General features: G+C 65.1%; 15 protein-coding genes. 11 read left to right on the forward strand and 4 right to left on the reverse strand.

Going from position 1 to position 15,372, the window contains the following annotated elements; all coding sequences use genetic code 11:
• Position 1: 1 nt before the first annotated feature.
• Entirely contained in the window at positions 2–568 is a 567-nt protein-coding gene (locus tag KMZ68_RS00055; protein ID WP_215613927.1) for a GNAT family N-acetyltransferase, read from the reverse strand.
• Positions 569–728: 160 nt separating this feature from the next.
• On the opposite strand from KMZ68_RS00055, the gene KMZ68_RS00060 reads away from it, so the two are divergent.
• The 5 genes from KMZ68_RS00060 to KMZ68_RS00080 all read left to right on the forward strand — a co-directional run bounded on the left by KMZ68_RS00060 (position 729) and on the right by KMZ68_RS00080 (position 4,529).
• Positions 729–1,646, forward strand: coding sequence for a pirin family protein (locus KMZ68_RS00060; RefSeq protein ID WP_215613928.1), 918 nt, complete (start codon positions 729–731; stop codon positions 1,644–1,646).
• A 65-nt stretch (positions 1,647–1,711) separates the two neighbouring features.
• Positions 1,712–2,629 (forward strand): phosphoribosylaminoimidazolesuccinocarboxamide synthase, encoded by a 918-nt coding sequence (locus KMZ68_RS00065; protein ID WP_215613929.1) that lies wholly within the window; start codon positions 1,712–1,714, stop codon positions 2,627–2,629.
• 53 nt (positions 2,630–2,682) lie between these two features.
• Positions 2,683–3,486, forward strand: a complete 804-nt coding sequence (locus tag KMZ68_RS00070) for a crotonase/enoyl-CoA hydratase family protein (protein ID WP_215613930.1) — start codon at positions 2,683–2,685, stop codon at positions 3,484–3,486.
• Positions 3,487–3,488: 2 nt separating this feature from the next.
• Positions 3,489–4,163, forward strand: coding sequence for an alpha/beta fold hydrolase (locus KMZ68_RS00075; RefSeq protein ID WP_215613931.1), 675 nt, complete (start codon positions 3,489–3,491; stop codon positions 4,161–4,163).
• Between the two features lie 27 nt (positions 4,164–4,190).
• A complete protein-coding gene (locus KMZ68_RS00080) occupies positions 4,191–4,529 on the forward strand; it encodes a hypothetical protein (RefSeq protein ID WP_215613932.1) in 339 nt (112 codons plus the stop codon).
• A gap of 170 nt (positions 4,530–4,699) precedes the next feature.
• Here the strand turns inward: KMZ68_RS00080 and KMZ68_RS00085 are convergent, their stop codons facing one another.
• Complete coding sequence (locus tag KMZ68_RS00085; protein ID WP_215613933.1) at positions 4,700–6,193, reverse strand: NAD-dependent succinate-semialdehyde dehydrogenase; 1,494 nt, start codon at positions 6,191–6,193, stop codon at positions 4,700–4,702.
• Positions 6,194–6,325: 132 nt separating this feature from the next.
• Positions 6,326–6,646 carry a hypothetical protein gene (locus tag KMZ68_RS00090; RefSeq protein WP_215613934.1) on the reverse strand — a complete coding sequence of 107 codons (321 nt, stop codon included), beginning with the start codon at positions 6,644–6,646 and terminating at the stop codon, positions 6,326–6,328.
• 327 nt (positions 6,647–6,973) lie between these two features.
• On the opposite strand from KMZ68_RS00090, the gene KMZ68_RS00095 reads away from it, so the two are divergent.
• Positions 6,974–8,161, forward strand: coding sequence for a serine hydrolase domain-containing protein (locus tag KMZ68_RS00095; protein ID WP_215613935.1), 1,188 nt, complete (start codon positions 6,974–6,976; stop codon positions 8,159–8,161).
• Positions 8,162–8,207: 46 nt separating this feature from the next.
• Entirely contained in the window at positions 8,208–9,902 is a 1,695-nt protein-coding gene (locus KMZ68_RS00100) for an AMP-binding protein (protein WP_215613936.1), read from the forward strand.
• Positions 9,903–10,109: 207 nt separating this feature from the next.
• Here the strand turns inward: KMZ68_RS00100 and KMZ68_RS00105 are convergent, their stop codons facing one another.
• A complete protein-coding gene (locus tag KMZ68_RS00105; protein ID WP_215613937.1) occupies positions 10,110–11,111 on the reverse strand; it encodes an adenosine kinase in 1,002 nt (333 codons plus the stop codon).
• 125 nt (positions 11,112–11,236) lie between these two features.
• Between KMZ68_RS00105 and murJ the strand changes: the two genes are divergently transcribed.
• The 4 genes from murJ to KMZ68_RS00125 all read left to right on the forward strand — a co-directional run bounded on the left by murJ (position 11,237) and on the right by KMZ68_RS00125 (position 15,292).
• Positions 11,237–12,796, forward strand: a complete 1,560-nt coding sequence (gene murJ, locus KMZ68_RS00110) for a murein biosynthesis integral membrane protein MurJ (protein WP_215613938.1) — start codon at positions 11,237–11,239, stop codon at positions 12,794–12,796.
• A gap of 80 nt (positions 12,797–12,876) precedes the next feature.
• The gene (gene trpS, locus KMZ68_RS00115; protein ID WP_215613939.1) at positions 12,877–13,950 is read left to right on the forward strand and encodes a tryptophan--tRNA ligase; all 1,074 of its coding nucleotides are present in this window, start codon (positions 12,877–12,879) and stop codon (positions 13,948–13,950) included.
• Positions 13,951–14,094: 144 nt separating this feature from the next.
• On the forward strand, positions 14,095–14,589 hold the full coding sequence (locus KMZ68_RS00120) for a universal stress protein (RefSeq protein ID WP_215604157.1): 495 nt from the start codon (positions 14,095–14,097) through the stop codon (positions 14,587–14,589).
• 133 nt (positions 14,590–14,722) lie between these two features.
• Positions 14,723–15,292 (forward strand): NifU family protein, encoded by a 570-nt coding sequence (locus KMZ68_RS00125; protein ID WP_215613940.1) that lies wholly within the window; start codon positions 14,723–14,725, stop codon positions 15,290–15,292.
• Positions 15,293–15,372 lie beyond the last annotated feature (80 nt).

Consider the following 15,372-nt stretch of genomic DNA (forward strand, 5'->3'; position numbering starts at 1 on the left):
GTCAACCCGCCCACGTCTCGCGCCGGGTGACCCATACATCCGCAAGATGGCCGAACAGTTCGATCTCGCGCTCCGGCGCCGCGCCGAGCCGTTTGGCCACGCCCTGCGACGCGACGTTCTCGCGGTCGATGCAGTGGATGATCCGGTCGAGTTCGAATGTCGCGAACGCCCAGTCGATCGAGGCCCGCGCCGCTTCGGCGGCATAGCCCTTGCCGCGAAATTCGCTGGCGATGCCCCAGCCGACTTCAAAGCCCGGCCAGGCCGGCGGAAACCACGGCCCGACCCGTCCGGCGAATCTGCCTGAGGATTTTTCCTCGACCGCGAACATGCCGGCGCCGTGCAACGTCCAGTGCCCGGCCATCACGACAGTGTGACGCCAGCCGGTCATTTCATCCAGCACCGGCTTGCCATCGACGGTGATGAACCGCGCGGTAGGGGGATCGGCCAGCATTGCCGTGTAGGGCGCGATATCGGCGCTGCGCCATTGCCGCAGTATCAGCCGCGGCGTTTCAATGACGGGGCCGTTGGGTGGGGCGAGCGTAACGCCGGGTTTCAGCGGAGAGAGCATCGGTTTTCCCCCAAACATCTCATCGTTGGCTCGTCGCCGCGAAGCCCTTGTGAGATGCTTACCCCTGCGATTGCGGAGAACGCAAGCGACGAAGCCATCCCGCACTTGGACGACGCCGGAGATTTCCTGCTATGATCGCCACAAAGATCACGGAGTTCCCATGAGCTGGCTCCCCTCCAACGATCCCGTGCTCGGCGATCCCCTGTCCTGCGACGCGCTCGAGCTTGTCATCGTGCCGCGTACCCGCGACCTCGGCGACGGATTCGAGGTGCGCCGCGCGCTGCCGCACGGCGGGCGCCAGATGGTCGGGCCCTTCATCTTCTTCGATCATTTCGGACCGGTGCAGTTCATGTCCGGCAAGGGCATGGACGTTCGCCCGCATCCGCATATCGGGCTCGCTACCGTCACCTATCTGTTCGACGGCTCGATCATGCACCGCGACAGCGAGGGCAACATCCAGGAAATCCAGCCGGGCGCGATGAACCTGATGACGGCCGGCCGCGGCATCGCCCATTCCGAGCGGACGCCGGACGTGCAGCGCGCCAGCGGCCAGAAAATGCTGGGCCTGCAGAGCTGGATCGCCTTGCCGGCAGCATCCGAGGAGATCGCGCCGTCGTTCCAGCATTACGCGGCTACGGACCTGCCCACGGTCATCGATCGCGGCTTCACCGCGCGCATTATCGCAGGCACCGCGTTCGGCGCAACATCGCCGGTCGGCATGGTGTCGCCGTGGTTCTATACCGAGGTAACCGCAGGACAGGACACGACCCTGCCGCTCGATCCCGACCACGAGGAACGCGCGATCTACCTCGTCGACGGTGAGATCGAAATCGCCGGCGATCGCTATCAGGGACCACGGCTGCTGATCTTCCGGCCCGGCGACCGCATCGCGGTCAAGACCGTCGGGCCGACCCGGATGATGTTCCTCGGCGGCGATGCGCTGGAAGGGCCGCGCCATATCTGGTGGAATTTCGTCTCCTCCTCCAGGGAACGGATCGAACAGGCCAAACAGGACTGGAAAACCGGGCGTTTCGCCCACGTTCCCGACGAACACGAGTTCATTCCGCTGCCGGAGTGAGCTATCCCCTATGCTCGCTTCTCCCGCGCGCCGCGCGGGATCGTTCTGCATTCGAAAGTAACCCGATGACCACCATGCTCGCCAGCGACCTGCCCCTTCCCCGGATCGGGCGCGGCAAGGTCCGCGATATCTACGCCGTCGGCGACGACCGCGTGCTGCTGCTGACCACCGACCGCATCAGCGCATTCGATGTCGTCATGGCCGAGACCATCCCGATGAAGGGCGCGGTGCTGACGCAGATCAGCGCCTGGTGGTTCGACCAGCTCGAAGGCGTGGTGCATCATCACATGATCAGCGCCGATGCCGACACCATCATGTCCGAGGTGCCGGCGCTGCAGGGCCATCGCGCCTCGCTCGCCGGCCGCGCGATGCTGTGCAAGCGCACCAAGGTGTTTCCGATCGAATGCGTGGTCCGCGGCTATCTCTCCGGCTCGGCCTGGAAGGAATACGCAGCCCAGGGCACGCTGGCGGGCGAGAAGCTGCCGCCGGGCCTCTTGGAAAGCGCCAAACTGGAGCCTGCGATCTTCAGCCCGGCGACCAAGGCCGAAACCGGCCACGACGAGAACATCACGATCGCGCGGATGCGCGAGGTGCTCGGCGACGAGGTGGCCTACGAGCTGGAGAGCATGAGCCGCGCCGTCTACACGCTCGGCGAAAAAATCGCCCGCGAGCAGGGCATCATCATTGCCGACACCAAGTTCGAATTCGGACGCGACAAGAACGGCCACATCATCCTGATCGACGAGGTGATGACTCCCGACAGTTCGCGGTTCTGGGCAGCCGATGCCTACAGGCCCGGCCAGCCGCAGCCGAGCTTCGACAAGCAGCCGTTGCGCGATTATCTCGACGCCGAGCGCCGCGCCGGCCGCTGGAACGGCGACGCCCCGCCGCCGCCGCTGCCGGCCAGCGTGGTGGACGCCACCAGCAAGCGCTATCTCGAAGCCTATCGCAGGATTACCGGAAGCGATCTCAGGATTGCTTAAGTCGGACCTCTGATGCCAAGCTCCCCGGCATAAAAACGACAGGGGAGCGCCGCATGACCGAGACCGACACAGTTCTGATCGAACGCGATGGACCGGTGACCATCGTCTCCATCGACCGCCCGCATTGCCGCAACGCCGTCGACGGCGCGACCGCGCGCAAGCTGTTCGACGCGTTCCGGGCCTTCGACGCCGATGCCGAGGCGTCGGTCGCGGTGTTCACCGGCACCGGCGGCCATTTCTGCGCCGGCGCCGACCTCAAGGCGGTGGCTTCTGGCGATCCCAACAAGAAGCGCGAGATCGGCGGCCACGATTCGATCGCGCCGATGGGACCAAGCCGGCTGCGGCTGTCGAAACCGGTGATCGCGGCAGTCGAAGGCTATGCAGTGGCCGGCGGCATGGAACTGGCGCTGTGGGCCGACATGCGCGTGGTCGCCGAGGACGCCACCTTCGGCATCTTCTGCCGCCGCTTCGGCGTGCCCTTGATCGATCTCGGCACCATCCGGCTGCCGCGACTGATCGGGCATTCGCAGGCGATCGATCTCATCCTGACCGGACGTCCCGTCGGCGGCCCGGAGGCGCTGCGCATGGGGCTCGCCAACCGCTTGGTGCCCAGGGGCGAGACCCGCGCTCAGGCGATCGCGCTGGCAAAACAGATCGCGGCCTTCCCGCAAACCTGTATGCGCGCCGACCGGTTGTCGGCGCTGCGGCAGTGGGACCTTGAAGAGGAAGACGCCATCGCCAACGAAATGCGCGGCGGGCTTGAAGTCATTGCGTCAGGCGAGACATTGTCCGGCGCAGCGCGCTTTGCGTCGGGCATAGGACGTCACGGCGCGTTCGGTGGAGGTGGCAGGAAGTGACGATGCTGCAACCTCTCTCCAACGACGTGCAAACTTTCGTCACCCGCGATTTCCGCCTGCAAAGCGGCATCGTCATGCCGACCGTTACCATCGCCTACCGGACGCTGGGGGTCCTTGCGCCCGACCGCGGCAACGCGGTGCTGGTCACCCATGGCAACACCAGCGGTCCGCAGATGATCGATCCCCTGGGATCGACCGGCGAGGGAAGCTGGAACGAGATCGTCAGCCCCGGCAAGGCGGTCGACACCAACCGCTTCTTTGCGATCTGTCCGAACATGCTGGGGTCGTCCTACGGATCGACCAATGCGGCGAGCATCGATCCCGCAACCGGCAAACCCTACGGGCCGCGGTTTCCCGATATCACCGTGAGCGACATCGTCGCCACCCAGCGCGCGCTGCTCGATCATCTCGGCATCGGAAGCCTGGTTGCGATCGTCGGCCCGTCCTATGGCGGCTTCCAGGCCTTCCAGTGGGCGGTGAACTATCCCGGCATGATGAAGGGGATTGCCGCCATCGTCACCTCGCCCGTGGTGCCGCGCGAGCGGTCGGAAGGAAATGTGGCGCGCCTGCTCGCCACGCTGTCGCAGGATCCGAACTGGAACGGCGGCGACTATTACGATCGCGGCGGCGTGCTGGAGACCATGACCCAGATCCGGATCGCCACGCTGAAAAACTAAGGCATCGAGACCCGCCTGCGCGATACGATGTCCGATCCGCAAGCGATCGAGGCGGCGATCCGCGACGAGTCGGCGCAATGGGCGCGAGGGTTCGATGCCAATTCGCTGATCATCCTGGCGAAGGCGCTGAGGGGTTTTGATGTGACCGCGCAATTCGGCAGCATCAGGTCGAAGGTGCTTTACGTGTTGTCCCGCACCGACAAACTGTTTCCGCCGGAACTCGCGCCCGGCGTGATGCAGGCGCTCAAGGCCGCCGGCGTCGATGCCGATTATTTCCTGCTCGACAGCGAATACGGCCATTCGGCATCCGGCCTCGACGCGCACAAATGGGCGCCGCGGCTGCGGGAGTTTATGGACGGGCTGTGACATCGCTTGAATAGAGCAAACTTCACCCGCCGTCGTCCCGGCGAACGCCGGGACCCATACGCCGTGCCGTTGACGGTTACGGGAAGTGCAAGCGGCCTTGTTGAAGCCCCCCGCTCCTGCAATAGACGACCGGGATTATGGGCCCCGGCGTTCGCCGGGGCGACGGCAGGTTAAATCCCCGCCATCATCACGTATTTGATCTCGACATATTCTTCGATGCCGTGATGCGAGCCTTCGCGCCCCAGGCCCGATTCCTTGACGCCGCCGAACGGGGCGACCTCGGTGGTGATCAGGCCGGTGTTGACGCCGACCATGCCGGACTCCAGCGCTTCGGCGACCCGCCAGACCCTGCCGAGATCGCGCGAATAGAAATACGACGCCAGACCGAACGGCGAGTTGTTGCACATCGCGATCACGTCGGCTTCGTCCTTGAACCGGAACACCGGCGCCATGGGGCCGAAGGTTTCTTCCTGCGCCACCAGCGCGTCGGGTGCGACATTCGCCAGCACCGTCGGCTCGAAGAAAGTGCCGCCGAGCGCATGGCGCTTGCCGCCGATGACGATCTTTGCGCCGCCCTTGACCGCATTGGCGATGTGCCTCTCGACCTTGTCGATCGCTTCCATGTTGATCAGCGGTCCCTGCGTCACGCCTTGCTCGGTGCCGTCGCCGACCTTCATCGCGGCGACCTTCTTCGACAGCTTCTCGACGAACTGGTCGTAGATGCCGTCCTGGGCATAGAGGCGATTGGCGCAGACGCAGGTCTGGCCCATGTTGCGGTATTTCGAGACCATGGCGCCTTCGACGGCGGCGTCGATATCGGCGTCGTCGAACACCACGAACGGCGCGTTGCCGCCGAGCTCGAGCCCCAGCTTCTTGACCCCGACTGAAGCCTGCCGGTACAGGATTTTCCCAACCTCGGTCGAACCGGTGAAGCCGACGAAGCGCACCGCGGGATGTTCGCACAAGACCTTGCCGATCGGCGGCGCGTCGCCGGTGATGATGTTGAACACGCCCTTGGGCACGCCGGCCTTCTCGGCCAGCGCTGCGAGCGCCAATGCGCTGAGCGGCGTTTCGTTGGCGGGCTTGAGCACCACGGTGCAGCCGGCGGCCAGCGCCGGCGATACCTTGCGGGTGATCATCGAAGACGGGAAATTCCACGGCGTGATTGCGCCGCAGACGCCGATCGGCTGCTTGATCGCCAAGAGCCGCGCATCCGGCCGCTGCGCCGGAATGGTTTCGCCATAGACGCGACGGGCCTCCTCGGCGAAAAATTCAACATAGGCGCCGCCGATATCGACCTCGCCGAGCGCTTCGGCGAGCGGCTTGCCCTGCTCGGAGGTCAGGATCAGCGCCAGGTCCTCGCGGTTGGCGATGATCAGCTCGAACCATTTGCGCAGGATATTGGAGCGCTGCTTGGCGGTGAATTTCGCCCAGGCCGGAAATGCGCGCTGGGCGGCTTCGACCGTGTGCGCAGCATCCGCGGCGGTCATCTGCGGCACTTTCGCAAGGGCTGCGCCGGTGGCCGGGTTGTTGACGGGATGGACCGGCGTGCCGACCCAGGCGCCGTCGATATAGCAGTGCTCGCGCAGCAGCGACGGGTCCTTCAGGCGGTCGCGCAGCGATGGGGCGGAGGCTTGCGGTGTACGTGCGGCAGCGGTCGTCATGGCGTCACTCCCCGGATTTTCTGGATTGGATTGGAGTATAGGCCGAAACCAGCCATAATGCATCGGCCGCCAAACGGCGGCCGTCTCGACGAAATTCGAGGTTTGCAGATTTCTCGGCTGACCGCGTCCGACTCAGGCCGCGCCGCTCATATAGGTTTCGCGGCGGCCGATCATGCGCTCCGCGGCGGCCTTGGCGGCGGCCTTGGAAGACGTCGCGCAGGTACGGTATTCGAGCTCGGTCGTGATTTCGGGCTCGCGTCGTCCGAACCAGGACTTGGACCCGACCGGCAGCAGCGCCAATGCCTGCGCCACATTGTCGACCGCGCCGAACGAGTGCAGCGCACCGGTGCCGGCAATGCGAACTTCATAGATGCCCGGGGTGATCGGCGCTTCGATGTTGTCGCCGCGCCCGGCCCGGGGATACCGCTTCCATTCGCTCCAGGTCGAGATCATCTTCGTCCCCCCGCAACCCAAAAAGTCACTACCATTTGCACTAAAACTTGCCGTCCGGCGGCGTCAAATTCTGCCGCATTTCAAACGCTTTACTGCCAAAAATGGTTCCCCGGCGCGGGATCGATTTGCGAACATATCGCGGATATCCGGGGCGGTCATGGGAATTGCAATCCATCCACCGCAAAATCTGACCGGGTGTTGCACTTCGGTCGCGCTGTCATGTGCGCATCCCGCCGGCAGCCACCAGCGCGGGCGGCCCTCGCTTGCAGGAGGCAGCCCCGAGGTGGAAGATCGGCGACGTCAAAAAAATCAGGATGGGAGAAGCACATGCATGGCCGGGCACAAATCGATCACATCCTGCGCCGGGCCAGCGACGCCAGGGAGATTCCCGGCGTCGTTGCCATGGCCGCAAACAGCAAGGAGGTCATCTACCAGGGCGCGTTCGGCCAGCGCGACCTGTCCAGGGACATCGCGATGAGCCTCGACAGCGTGTTCTGGATCGCCTCGATGACCAAGGCGATCACCGCAGCCGCGGCGATGCAGCTGGTCGAGCAAGGCAAGCTCTCGCTCGACGCGCCGATCGGCAAGGTACTGCCGGATCTGGCGTCGCCCCAGGTGCTGGAAGGGTTCGGCGCCGACGGCATGCCCAGACTGCGCGCGGCGAAAAATCCGATTTCACTGCGTCAGCTCCTGACCCACACCGCGGGCTTCAGCTATCCGATGTGGAATGGCGACATGCTGCAATATCTGGAGAAGACGGCAACGCCGTCCGCCCGAACCGGCCTGAATGCCTCGCTGAGAGTTCCGCTCATGACCGACCCCGGTACGCGCTGGGAATATGGCATCAACATCGATTGGGCCGGCAAAGCCGTGGAGGCCGCCAGCGGCCAGCGGCTCGACGCTTACCTGCGCGATCATCTGTTTGCCCCGCTCGGCATGACCGACACCGCGTTCAAGATCGGCGATGCGCAACGTCAGCGCCTGGTCGGCGTGCATGCCCGGGGCGCGGATGGATCGCTGACGACGATTCCGTTCGAGGTCGAACAGAATCCGGAATTTCACGCCGGTGGCGGCGGGCTTTATGCCACCGCGGCCGATTACATCAAATTCACCCAGATGATCCTCAACAAGGGCCGCGGCAACGGCAATCAGGTGCTCAAACCCGAAACGATCGCGGCGATGGGGGAGAACCACATCGGCGAACTCAACATGACCGGATTGACGTCTTACATGGCCCCGCTGACCAACGACGTCGATTTCTTCCCGGATATCGTGAAGAAATGGGGCCTCAGCTTCCTGATCAACACCGCCAGGACGCCGGAGGGCCGCAGCCCCGGCAGCCTCGCCTGGGCCGGCCTCGCCAACACCTATTACTGGATCGATCCGTCGCGCGACATCACCGGCGTGATCCTGATGCAGGTATTGCCGTTCGCCGACGGAAAATGCCTGGAAGCGTTTGCGGGCTTCGAGCGCGGCGTCTATGCCGGGCTCGAAGCCGCGCAGAAGGCGGCATAGCGTTTTGACTTTGCCGGCGCGTCGCTCGACGCATGGAGGGACGAACATGTCAGATCTGGCGGATAGCTATGTTTGCGGCGTCGCCGATGCGCCGCTGCTCGGCGAGACCATCGGACACAGCCTGGACAAGGCCGTCCGGCGCTGGGCGGATCGTGAGGCGCTGGTTTCGCCGAGCCATGACGTCAGGTGGACGTGGCGGGAACTGGCGCAGCGCGTCGATGCGCTGGCGGCGGGCTTTGTCGCGCTCGGCCTCGAGCGCGGCGCACGGATCGGCGTCTGGTCGCTGAACCGGCCGGAATGGACGCTGACGCAATTTGCCGCCGCCAAGGCCGGGCTCATTCTGGTCACCATCAATCCCGCCTACCGTCTCAGCGAACTCGAATTCGCCCTGGCCAAGGTAGGCTGCGCCGCGATCGTCACGGCGACCGCGTTCAAGACCTCTGACTACATGGGGATGCTGAACACGCTGATGCCCGAACTGGCAACGGCCCAGCCGGGCGAATTGCATGCGGCGCGGCTGCCGCAACTGCGCATGGTGATCCAGGTCGGCGGCCCGGCATGTCCAGGCACGATTCCATTCGAACAGGTTGCGGGCATGGGCGGCGCGCGTCACCGCGAGGCGCTCGCAACCCTGGCCAAGACCCTGCAGTTCGACGATGCCGTCAACATCCAGTTCACCAGCGGCACCACCGGATCGCCGAAGGGCGTCACGCTGACGCATCACAACATCCTCAACAACGGCTATTTCGTCGGCCGCGCGATGCGCCTCACGGAAGCCGACCGCATCTGCATTCCGGTGCCGCTCTATCACTGCTTCGGCATGGTGATGGGCAACCTCGCCTCGGTCACCTCGGGCGCCGCCATGGTCTATCCCGGCGAAGGCTTCGATCCGCTGGTGACGCTGCAGACCATCGAGCGGGAAAGATGCACGACGCTCTACGGCGTCCCCACCATGTTCATCGCCGAACTCGACCATCCCGACTTCGCCAAGTTCGATCTGTCATCGCTGCGCACCGGCATCATGGCCGGCGCGCCCTGCCCGATCGAGGTGATGCGGCGGGTCAACGAGCAGATGAACATGCGCGAGGTGACCATCGCCTACGGCATGACCGAAACCAGCCCGGTCAGTTTCCAGAGCGCCACCGACGATCCGCTGGAACGCCGGGTCTCCACCGTCGGGCGGATCCATCCGCATGTCGAGGTCAAGGTCGTCGATCAGGAGGGGCGCGTCGTGCCGCGCGGCGAACGCGGCGAACTCTGCACCCGCGGCTACAGCGTGATGCTGGGCTATTGGGACGAGCCGGAAAAAACCGCCGACGTGCTCGACGCCTCGGGCTGGATGCACACCGGCGACATCGCGATCATCGACGCGGAGGGTTACTGCAACATCGTCGGCCGCATCAAGGACATGGTGATCCGCGGCGGCGAAAACCTCTACCCGCGCGAGATCGAGGAGTTCCTCTATCGCCATCCCAAGATCCAGGACGTCCAGATCTTCGGCGTCGCCGACGATCGCTACGGCGAGGAGCTTTGCGCCTGGATCAGGGTGCGGTCCGGCGAGGCGCTGACCGCCGACGAGGTCCGCGCCTTCTGCCAGGGCCAGATCGCCCACAACAAGATCCCGCGCTACGTCGAATTCGTCGACGAATTTCCGATGACCGTGACCGGCAAGATCCAGAAATTCCTGATGCGCGACGCGGTCGAGGCGAAGCTCGGGTTGAAGGCGGCGAAGACGGCGTAAGGGGCGTTGCGCTACGCGCACGATGGGTAACGATCCGGTATCCCGGACGCGGCGCAGCGCCCGCCGCGGGGCCTCGGCAAAAAAGCGAAAACAACCCCATGCATAGTAAGATTTGGGGTTCGCGATACCTACCCTGATACCATCTTGCGGTTACTTTAGGCGTGGGAGGCAAAGCCACCGGGTCGCGCAAATGCATGAGGGTTCTTATTACACCGGCAGCCCGTTCTGCTGCGCCAATTCCCTGAGCGAGGCCTGCGGCCGGGCGCCGATGTGCTGGATGATCTCGGCGGCGGCGAGCGCGCCGAGCCGGCCGGCGGCCTCAAAGCCGGCGTTCCGCGCCAGGCCGAACAGGAATCCGGCGGCGAACAGGTCGCCGGCGCCTGTGGTGTCGACCATGCGGTCGATCGGGAATGCCGGCACTGCCACGACGCCGTCCTTCGAGGCCACCACGCAGCCTTTCTCGCTGCGGGTGACGATTCCGAGTTTGGTGTCGCTGCGCAGCTGCGTCAGCGCGGTGTCGAAATCCGAGGTCTGGTACAGCGAGTGCAGTTCGGCCTCGTTGGCGAAAATCAGGTCGACGGTGCCCTTGCGCATCAGATCGAGAAATTCGTCGCGGTAGCGATCGACGCAGAACGAATCCGACAGCGTCAGCGCGACCTGGCGGCCGGCGTCGTGGGCGATGGTCGAGGCCTTGACGAAGGCTTCCTTGGCGTTCTTCGGATCCCAGAGATAGCCTTCGAGGTAGATGACACCGGATGCGGCGATCTCTGCGGCGTCGATATCATCAGGCGTCAGTTCCTGCGCGGCGCCGAGATAGGTGTTCATGGTGCGCTCGCCGTCCGGCGTCACCAGGATATAGGAGCAGCCGGTGGCCGGGCCGTCGGCCGCAGGCATGGTCTCGAACGCCACCCCGGCGGCGCGGATGTCGTGGGTATAAAGACGGCCGATCTGGTCGTCCTTGACCTTGCCGACATAGGCCGCCCGGGCGCCGAGATTGGCGAGGCCGACAATGGTGTTGGCCGCCGAGCCGCCGGACATTTCGGTGGCCGGACCCATATCGCGGTAGATCGATGCGGCGCGGGCCTCGTCGATCAGCGCCATGCCGCCCTTGGTCATGCCGTGCGCGGCCAAAAAACCCTCGTCGGTCTGCACCAGGATGTCGAAAATCGCATTGCCGATCCCGAGCACGTCGTATTTCGCTGAAGTCATCGATCAGTCCTGTTGCGGCAATTGCGATTGCTTGCGGAAATCCCGCGCAAATCGGCGTTGAAAAGGTGCTGCGGCCTATCACGTTAGCCCCTGCGCCAGCAAGCGACGCTGCTATACAGGCCCTCATGATCCGCTCCTTCCTCACGGTATCCTCGGGAACGCTGGCCTCGCGGCTGCTCGGATTCGCGCGCGATTCGATGATTGCGGCGCTGCTCGGCGCCGGTCCCGTTGCGGACGCCTTCCTGGTGGCGTTCCAGGGGGTCAATGTCATCAGGCGGCTGCTGACCGAGGGGGCATTGAACGCGGCATTGGTGCCGGCCTGGCTGCGCGTCCGCGAGGCCGAGGGCGCGAAAGCGGCCGCCGCCTTCGCAGGCCGCGTGCTCGGCACCGTCAGCGCTGCATTGGTGGCGGCGACGGCGCTGATCGGCCTGTCGATGCCGCTGGTCATGACCGCGCTGGCGCCGGGCTTTACCGGAACCGCGACGCTGCAACTCGCCGTCGATGACGCCCGCCTGATGCTGCCGTATCTGGCCTTCGCGGGGCCTGTCACGGTCATGATGGCGCTGATGAACGCGCAAGGCCGCTTCGCGCTGATGGCGTTTTCGCCGCTACTCTTCAACATCGCGCTGATCGCGATCATGGCGGCGCTGCTCGGCTGGCGGCAGCATGCCGTCGATGCCGCGCTGATCGTGGCCGCCACGGTCGGCATCGCCGGGCTACTGCAATTGATGATCCTGCTGCTGCGCCGTGGCGGCGGCGTCGCAACGCCGCTGCGGATCGCGTTCGACCCGCAGATGCGCGGGTTTCTCGGCAAGGCGATCCCCGGCATGATCGCCAGCGCCTCGCCGCAATTGCTGGTGGTCGCCGGCGCGGTGGTCGCGTCGTCGTCTCCGTCTTCGGTGTCGTGGCTCTATTTCGCCAACCGCCTGATCGAGCTGCCGCTCGGGCTTGTCGGCGTCGCCATGGGCACCGTGCTGATCCCCGAGCTGACGCGCAACGTGCAAGGGGAGAAAAGCAGCGCCATCGCGCACGCCGAATCGCGCGGGCTCGAACTATCGGTCGGGCTGGCGTTGCCGGCGATGCTGGGATTGATCGCACTCGGCGAACCGATCGTGCGGATGCTGTTCCAGCACGGCGCATTCACACCAGCCGACACCGCTTCTACCGCGCAGGCGCTGATGTGGCTGGCGCTCGGCCTGCCGGCGCAGGTGCTGGTGAAGGCGCTGTCGCCGGCGTTCTTCGCGCGCGGGGATACGCTTTCGCCGCTCTTCGCAGCGCTCAAGGGGATGGCGGTCGCGATCGTGCTGGCCGTGGTGCTCGGCCGGATATTCGGCGCCGGCGGCATCGCGGCCAGCATCGCGCTGGGGGCCTGGAGCAGCGCGTTCAGCCTGATCCGGCGCGGGGCCGCAACATTCGGGTTCTCGATCGACGCCGAAGCGCGCCGGCGGCTGCCGCGCATCGTGGCGGCGGCTTTTGCGATGGGCGGGCTGTTGTGGCTGACGGCGGCGCAGGCGTTGCCGCTGGCCGCGAACGCGCATGGCCTCGCGCAGGCCGCTCTCCTGGGCGTGCTGATCTCGGCCGGAGTAGCGATTTACGGCCTGTTTCTGGCCCTGTTCGGCGTCACCAGCTGGGCCGAAGCAGTGACCGCGATCCGGCAAACCAAGGCTCCCGGCTTGCGCGACTGAGGCCCGCATGGCAAACGACGGCGCGTCGCGCCTATTGGCAAACGACGGCGCGAAACAGGGATACCGGCGGGAAGCTGACAATGGCGATGGTTGAACGGGTATTTTCGGGCGTCCAGCCGACGGGGAATCTGCATCTCGGCAATTACCTCGGCGCGATCGTCAATTTCGTGAAGCTGCAGGAAACCCACAACTGCCTGTATTGCGTCGTCGATCTGCACGCCATCACGCAGCCGGTGGCAGTGTGGGGCGGCCCGGCCGAGCTTGCGCGCAACACCCGCGAAGTAACCGCAGCCTTCATCGCCTCCGGGATCGACCCGAACAAGCACATCGTCTTCAACCAGAGTCAGGTCTACGAACACGCGGAACTGGCCTGGATCTTCAATTGCGTGGCGCGGGTCGGCTGGCTCAACCGCATGACCCAGTTCAAGGACAAGGCCGGCAAGGATCGCGAGAACGCCTCGGTCGGCCTCTACGACTACCCGGTGCTGATGGCGGCCGACATCCTGGTGTACCGCGCCACCCACGTGCCGGTCGGCGAGGACCAGAAGCAGCACCTCGAACTGTCGCGCGACATCGCGCAGAAATTCAACAATGACTTCGGCGAATCGATCCGCCGCCATGGGTTCAACGACGGCCTGTTCTTTCCGCCGCCGGAACCGCTGATCACCGGCCCGGCGACGCGGGTGATGAGCCTGCGCGACGGCACCAAGAAGATGTCGAAATCCGATTCGTCCGACAATTCGCGGATCAATCTCACCGACGACGCCGACACCATCGCGCAGAAGATCCGCAAGGCGAAGACCGATCCGGAGCCGTTGCCGTCGGAGGAAAAAGGCCTCGAGGCGCGTCCCGAAGCCGACAATCTGGTCGGTATCTATGCCGCGCTTTCCGGCCGCACCAAGTCCGAGGTGCTCCGCGAATTCGGCGGCGGGCAGTTCTCGAGCTTCAAGAATTCGCTGGTGGAACTCTGCGTATCCAGGCTGTCGCCGATCGCCTCCGAGATGAAGCGGCTGGTGGCGGACCCCGGCCATGTCGATTCGATCCTGGTCGACGGCGCAGACCGCGCCCGCGCCATCGCCGCCGAAACCATGCAGGCGACCAAAGACATCGTCGGTTTCGTCAGCCGGCGCTCGGTTTCCACGCCGTTGCCCTAATTGACGCAGCGCACTCTGTATTTGCGCGTATTCTGATCGCAAAACCGGTATCCACTTTTGCGGAATACGCGCTCCTGCGGCGGCTTGTGGAGCATGGCTGCGCCGTGGCAGCATACACCGGTTTGGCGCAGCATCGGGACATGCATGACCACCCAGCGACGAAGCTACGAAACGGGTCACAAGCCGAAATGTCTGGTTATCGTTGACGACACCGCGGAATGGGACCGCGCGGTCTACTATGCCAGCCGCTGGGCAATACGCGTCGGCGGCGGCGTGGTGATGCTGCGCGTGATCGAGACCGAGGACCAGAACCAGCAATGGCTGGGGGTTGCCGACATCATGCGCGCCGAGGCCCAGGACGACGCCAATGCCGCGCTCGATCGCGCCGCCGGACGCGCCAATGGCATCGCCGCGATCACGCCCGAGCGCGTGATCCGCGAGGGCGACCCGACCGACCAGATCCTCGACGTGATCGACAAGGACGTCGATATCTCGATGCTGGTGCTGGCCGCCAATCCCGGCCCGGAAGGCCCCGGCCCGATCATCACCACCATGGCCAAGACGGTCGGCTCGTTCCCGATTCCCGTCGTGATCGTGCCCGGCGACCTCAGCGACGCTGACATCGACGGGCTTTCGTAGCCCCCCGGGGGGCCCTAGACCCCTGATGCGGCTGCGGAACTGCTGCCTTGCGCCCCTTGACCGTGCGTTTGCGGTGGCCATCTGCTAAGGAAGCTTACGCGCCGGCCTTGAACCGGCGACGCCGGAGAAAACCATGTTCATTCAGACCGAAGCCACGCCGAATCCCGCCACCCTGAAATTCATTCCCGGCCGCATTGTGCTCGACGGCGGCACCATGGAATTCACCAACCGCGAGGCCGCCGCGCGCTCGCCGCTGGCCGAGAGGCTGTTCGGCGTCCCCGGCGTCACCAGCGTGTTCTACGGCTCCGACTTCGTCACCGTGACCAAGGCCGACGGCGACTGGCAGCACCTCAAGCCGGCGATCCTCGGCGCCATCATGGAGCACTACATGTCCGGCGCGCCGCTGCTGGCCGACGGCAGTGCAGGGAGCGACGAGGCCGCCGACGAGGAGGACGAGTTCTTCAACGAGGCCGACGCCGAGACGGTTGCGACCATCAAGGACCTGATCGAGACCCGGGTGCGCCCGGCGGTCGCCAATGACGGCGGCGACATCACCTTCCGCGGCTTCAGGGACGGCATCGTCTATCTCAACATGAAGGGCGCTTGCGCGGGCTGCCCGTCATCCACCGCGACGCTGCAGCACGGCATCCAGAACCTCCTGAAGCATTTCGTGCCCGACGTGGTCGAAGTGCGGCCGATGTGATTGGAAGAAGCGAATGGCGAGTGGCGAATGGCGAGTAACGATTGGCTGTGAACTTCTATTCGCTACTCGCCACTCGCCAT

This window comes from Bradyrhizobium sediminis, assembly GCF_018736105.1.
GTDB lineage: Bacteria > Pseudomonadota > Alphaproteobacteria > Rhizobiales > Xanthobacteraceae > Bradyrhizobium.

Coding starts and splice junctions, on each gene's coding strand:
- KMZ68_RS00100 (WP_215613936.1), top strand. CDS start 8,208: ATGTCAGATCTGGCGGATAGCTATGTTTGCGGCGTCGCCGATGCGCCG.
- KMZ68_RS00125 (WP_215613940.1), top strand. CDS start 14,723: ATGTTCATTCAGACCGAAGCCACGCCGAATCCCGCCACCCTGAAATTC.
- murJ (WP_215613938.1), top strand. CDS start 11,237: ATGATCCGCTCCTTCCTCACGGTATCCTCGGGAACGCTGGCCTCGCGG.
- KMZ68_RS00060 (WP_215613928.1), top strand. CDS start 729: ATGAGCTGGCTCCCCTCCAACGATCCCGTGCTCGGCGATCCCCTGTCC.
- KMZ68_RS00065 (WP_215613929.1), top strand. CDS start 1,712: ATGACCACCATGCTCGCCAGCGACCTGCCCCTTCCCCGGATCGGGCGC.
- KMZ68_RS00070 (WP_215613930.1), top strand. CDS start 2,683: ATGACCGAGACCGACACAGTTCTGATCGAACGCGATGGACCGGTGACC.
- KMZ68_RS00080 (WP_215613932.1), top strand. CDS start 4,191: ATGTCCGATCCGCAAGCGATCGAGGCGGCGATCCGCGACGAGTCGGCG.
- KMZ68_RS00095 (WP_215613935.1), top strand. CDS start 6,974: ATGCATGGCCGGGCACAAATCGATCACATCCTGCGCCGGGCCAGCGAC.
- trpS (WP_215613939.1), top strand. CDS start 12,877: ATGGCGATGGTTGAACGGGTATTTTCGGGCGTCCAGCCGACGGGGAAT.
- KMZ68_RS00105 (WP_215613937.1), bottom strand. CDS start 11,111: ATGACTTCAGCGAAATACGACGTGCTCGGGATCGGCAATGCGATTTTC.
- KMZ68_RS00055 (WP_215613927.1), bottom strand. CDS start 568: ATGCTCTCTCCGCTGAAACCCGGCGTTACGCTCGCCCCACCCAACGGC.
- KMZ68_RS00085 (WP_215613933.1), bottom strand. CDS start 6,193: ATGACGACCGCTGCCGCACGTACACCGCAAGCCTCCGCCCCATCGCTG.
- KMZ68_RS00090 (WP_215613934.1), bottom strand. CDS start 6,646: ATGATCTCGACCTGGAGCGAATGGAAGCGGTATCCCCGGGCCGGGCGC.
- KMZ68_RS00120 (WP_215604157.1), top strand. CDS start 14,095: ATGACCACCCAGCGACGAAGCTACGAAACGGGTCACAAGCCGAAATGT.
- KMZ68_RS00075 (WP_215613931.1), top strand. CDS start 3,489: ATGCTGCAACCTCTCTCCAACGACGTGCAAACTTTCGTCACCCGCGAT.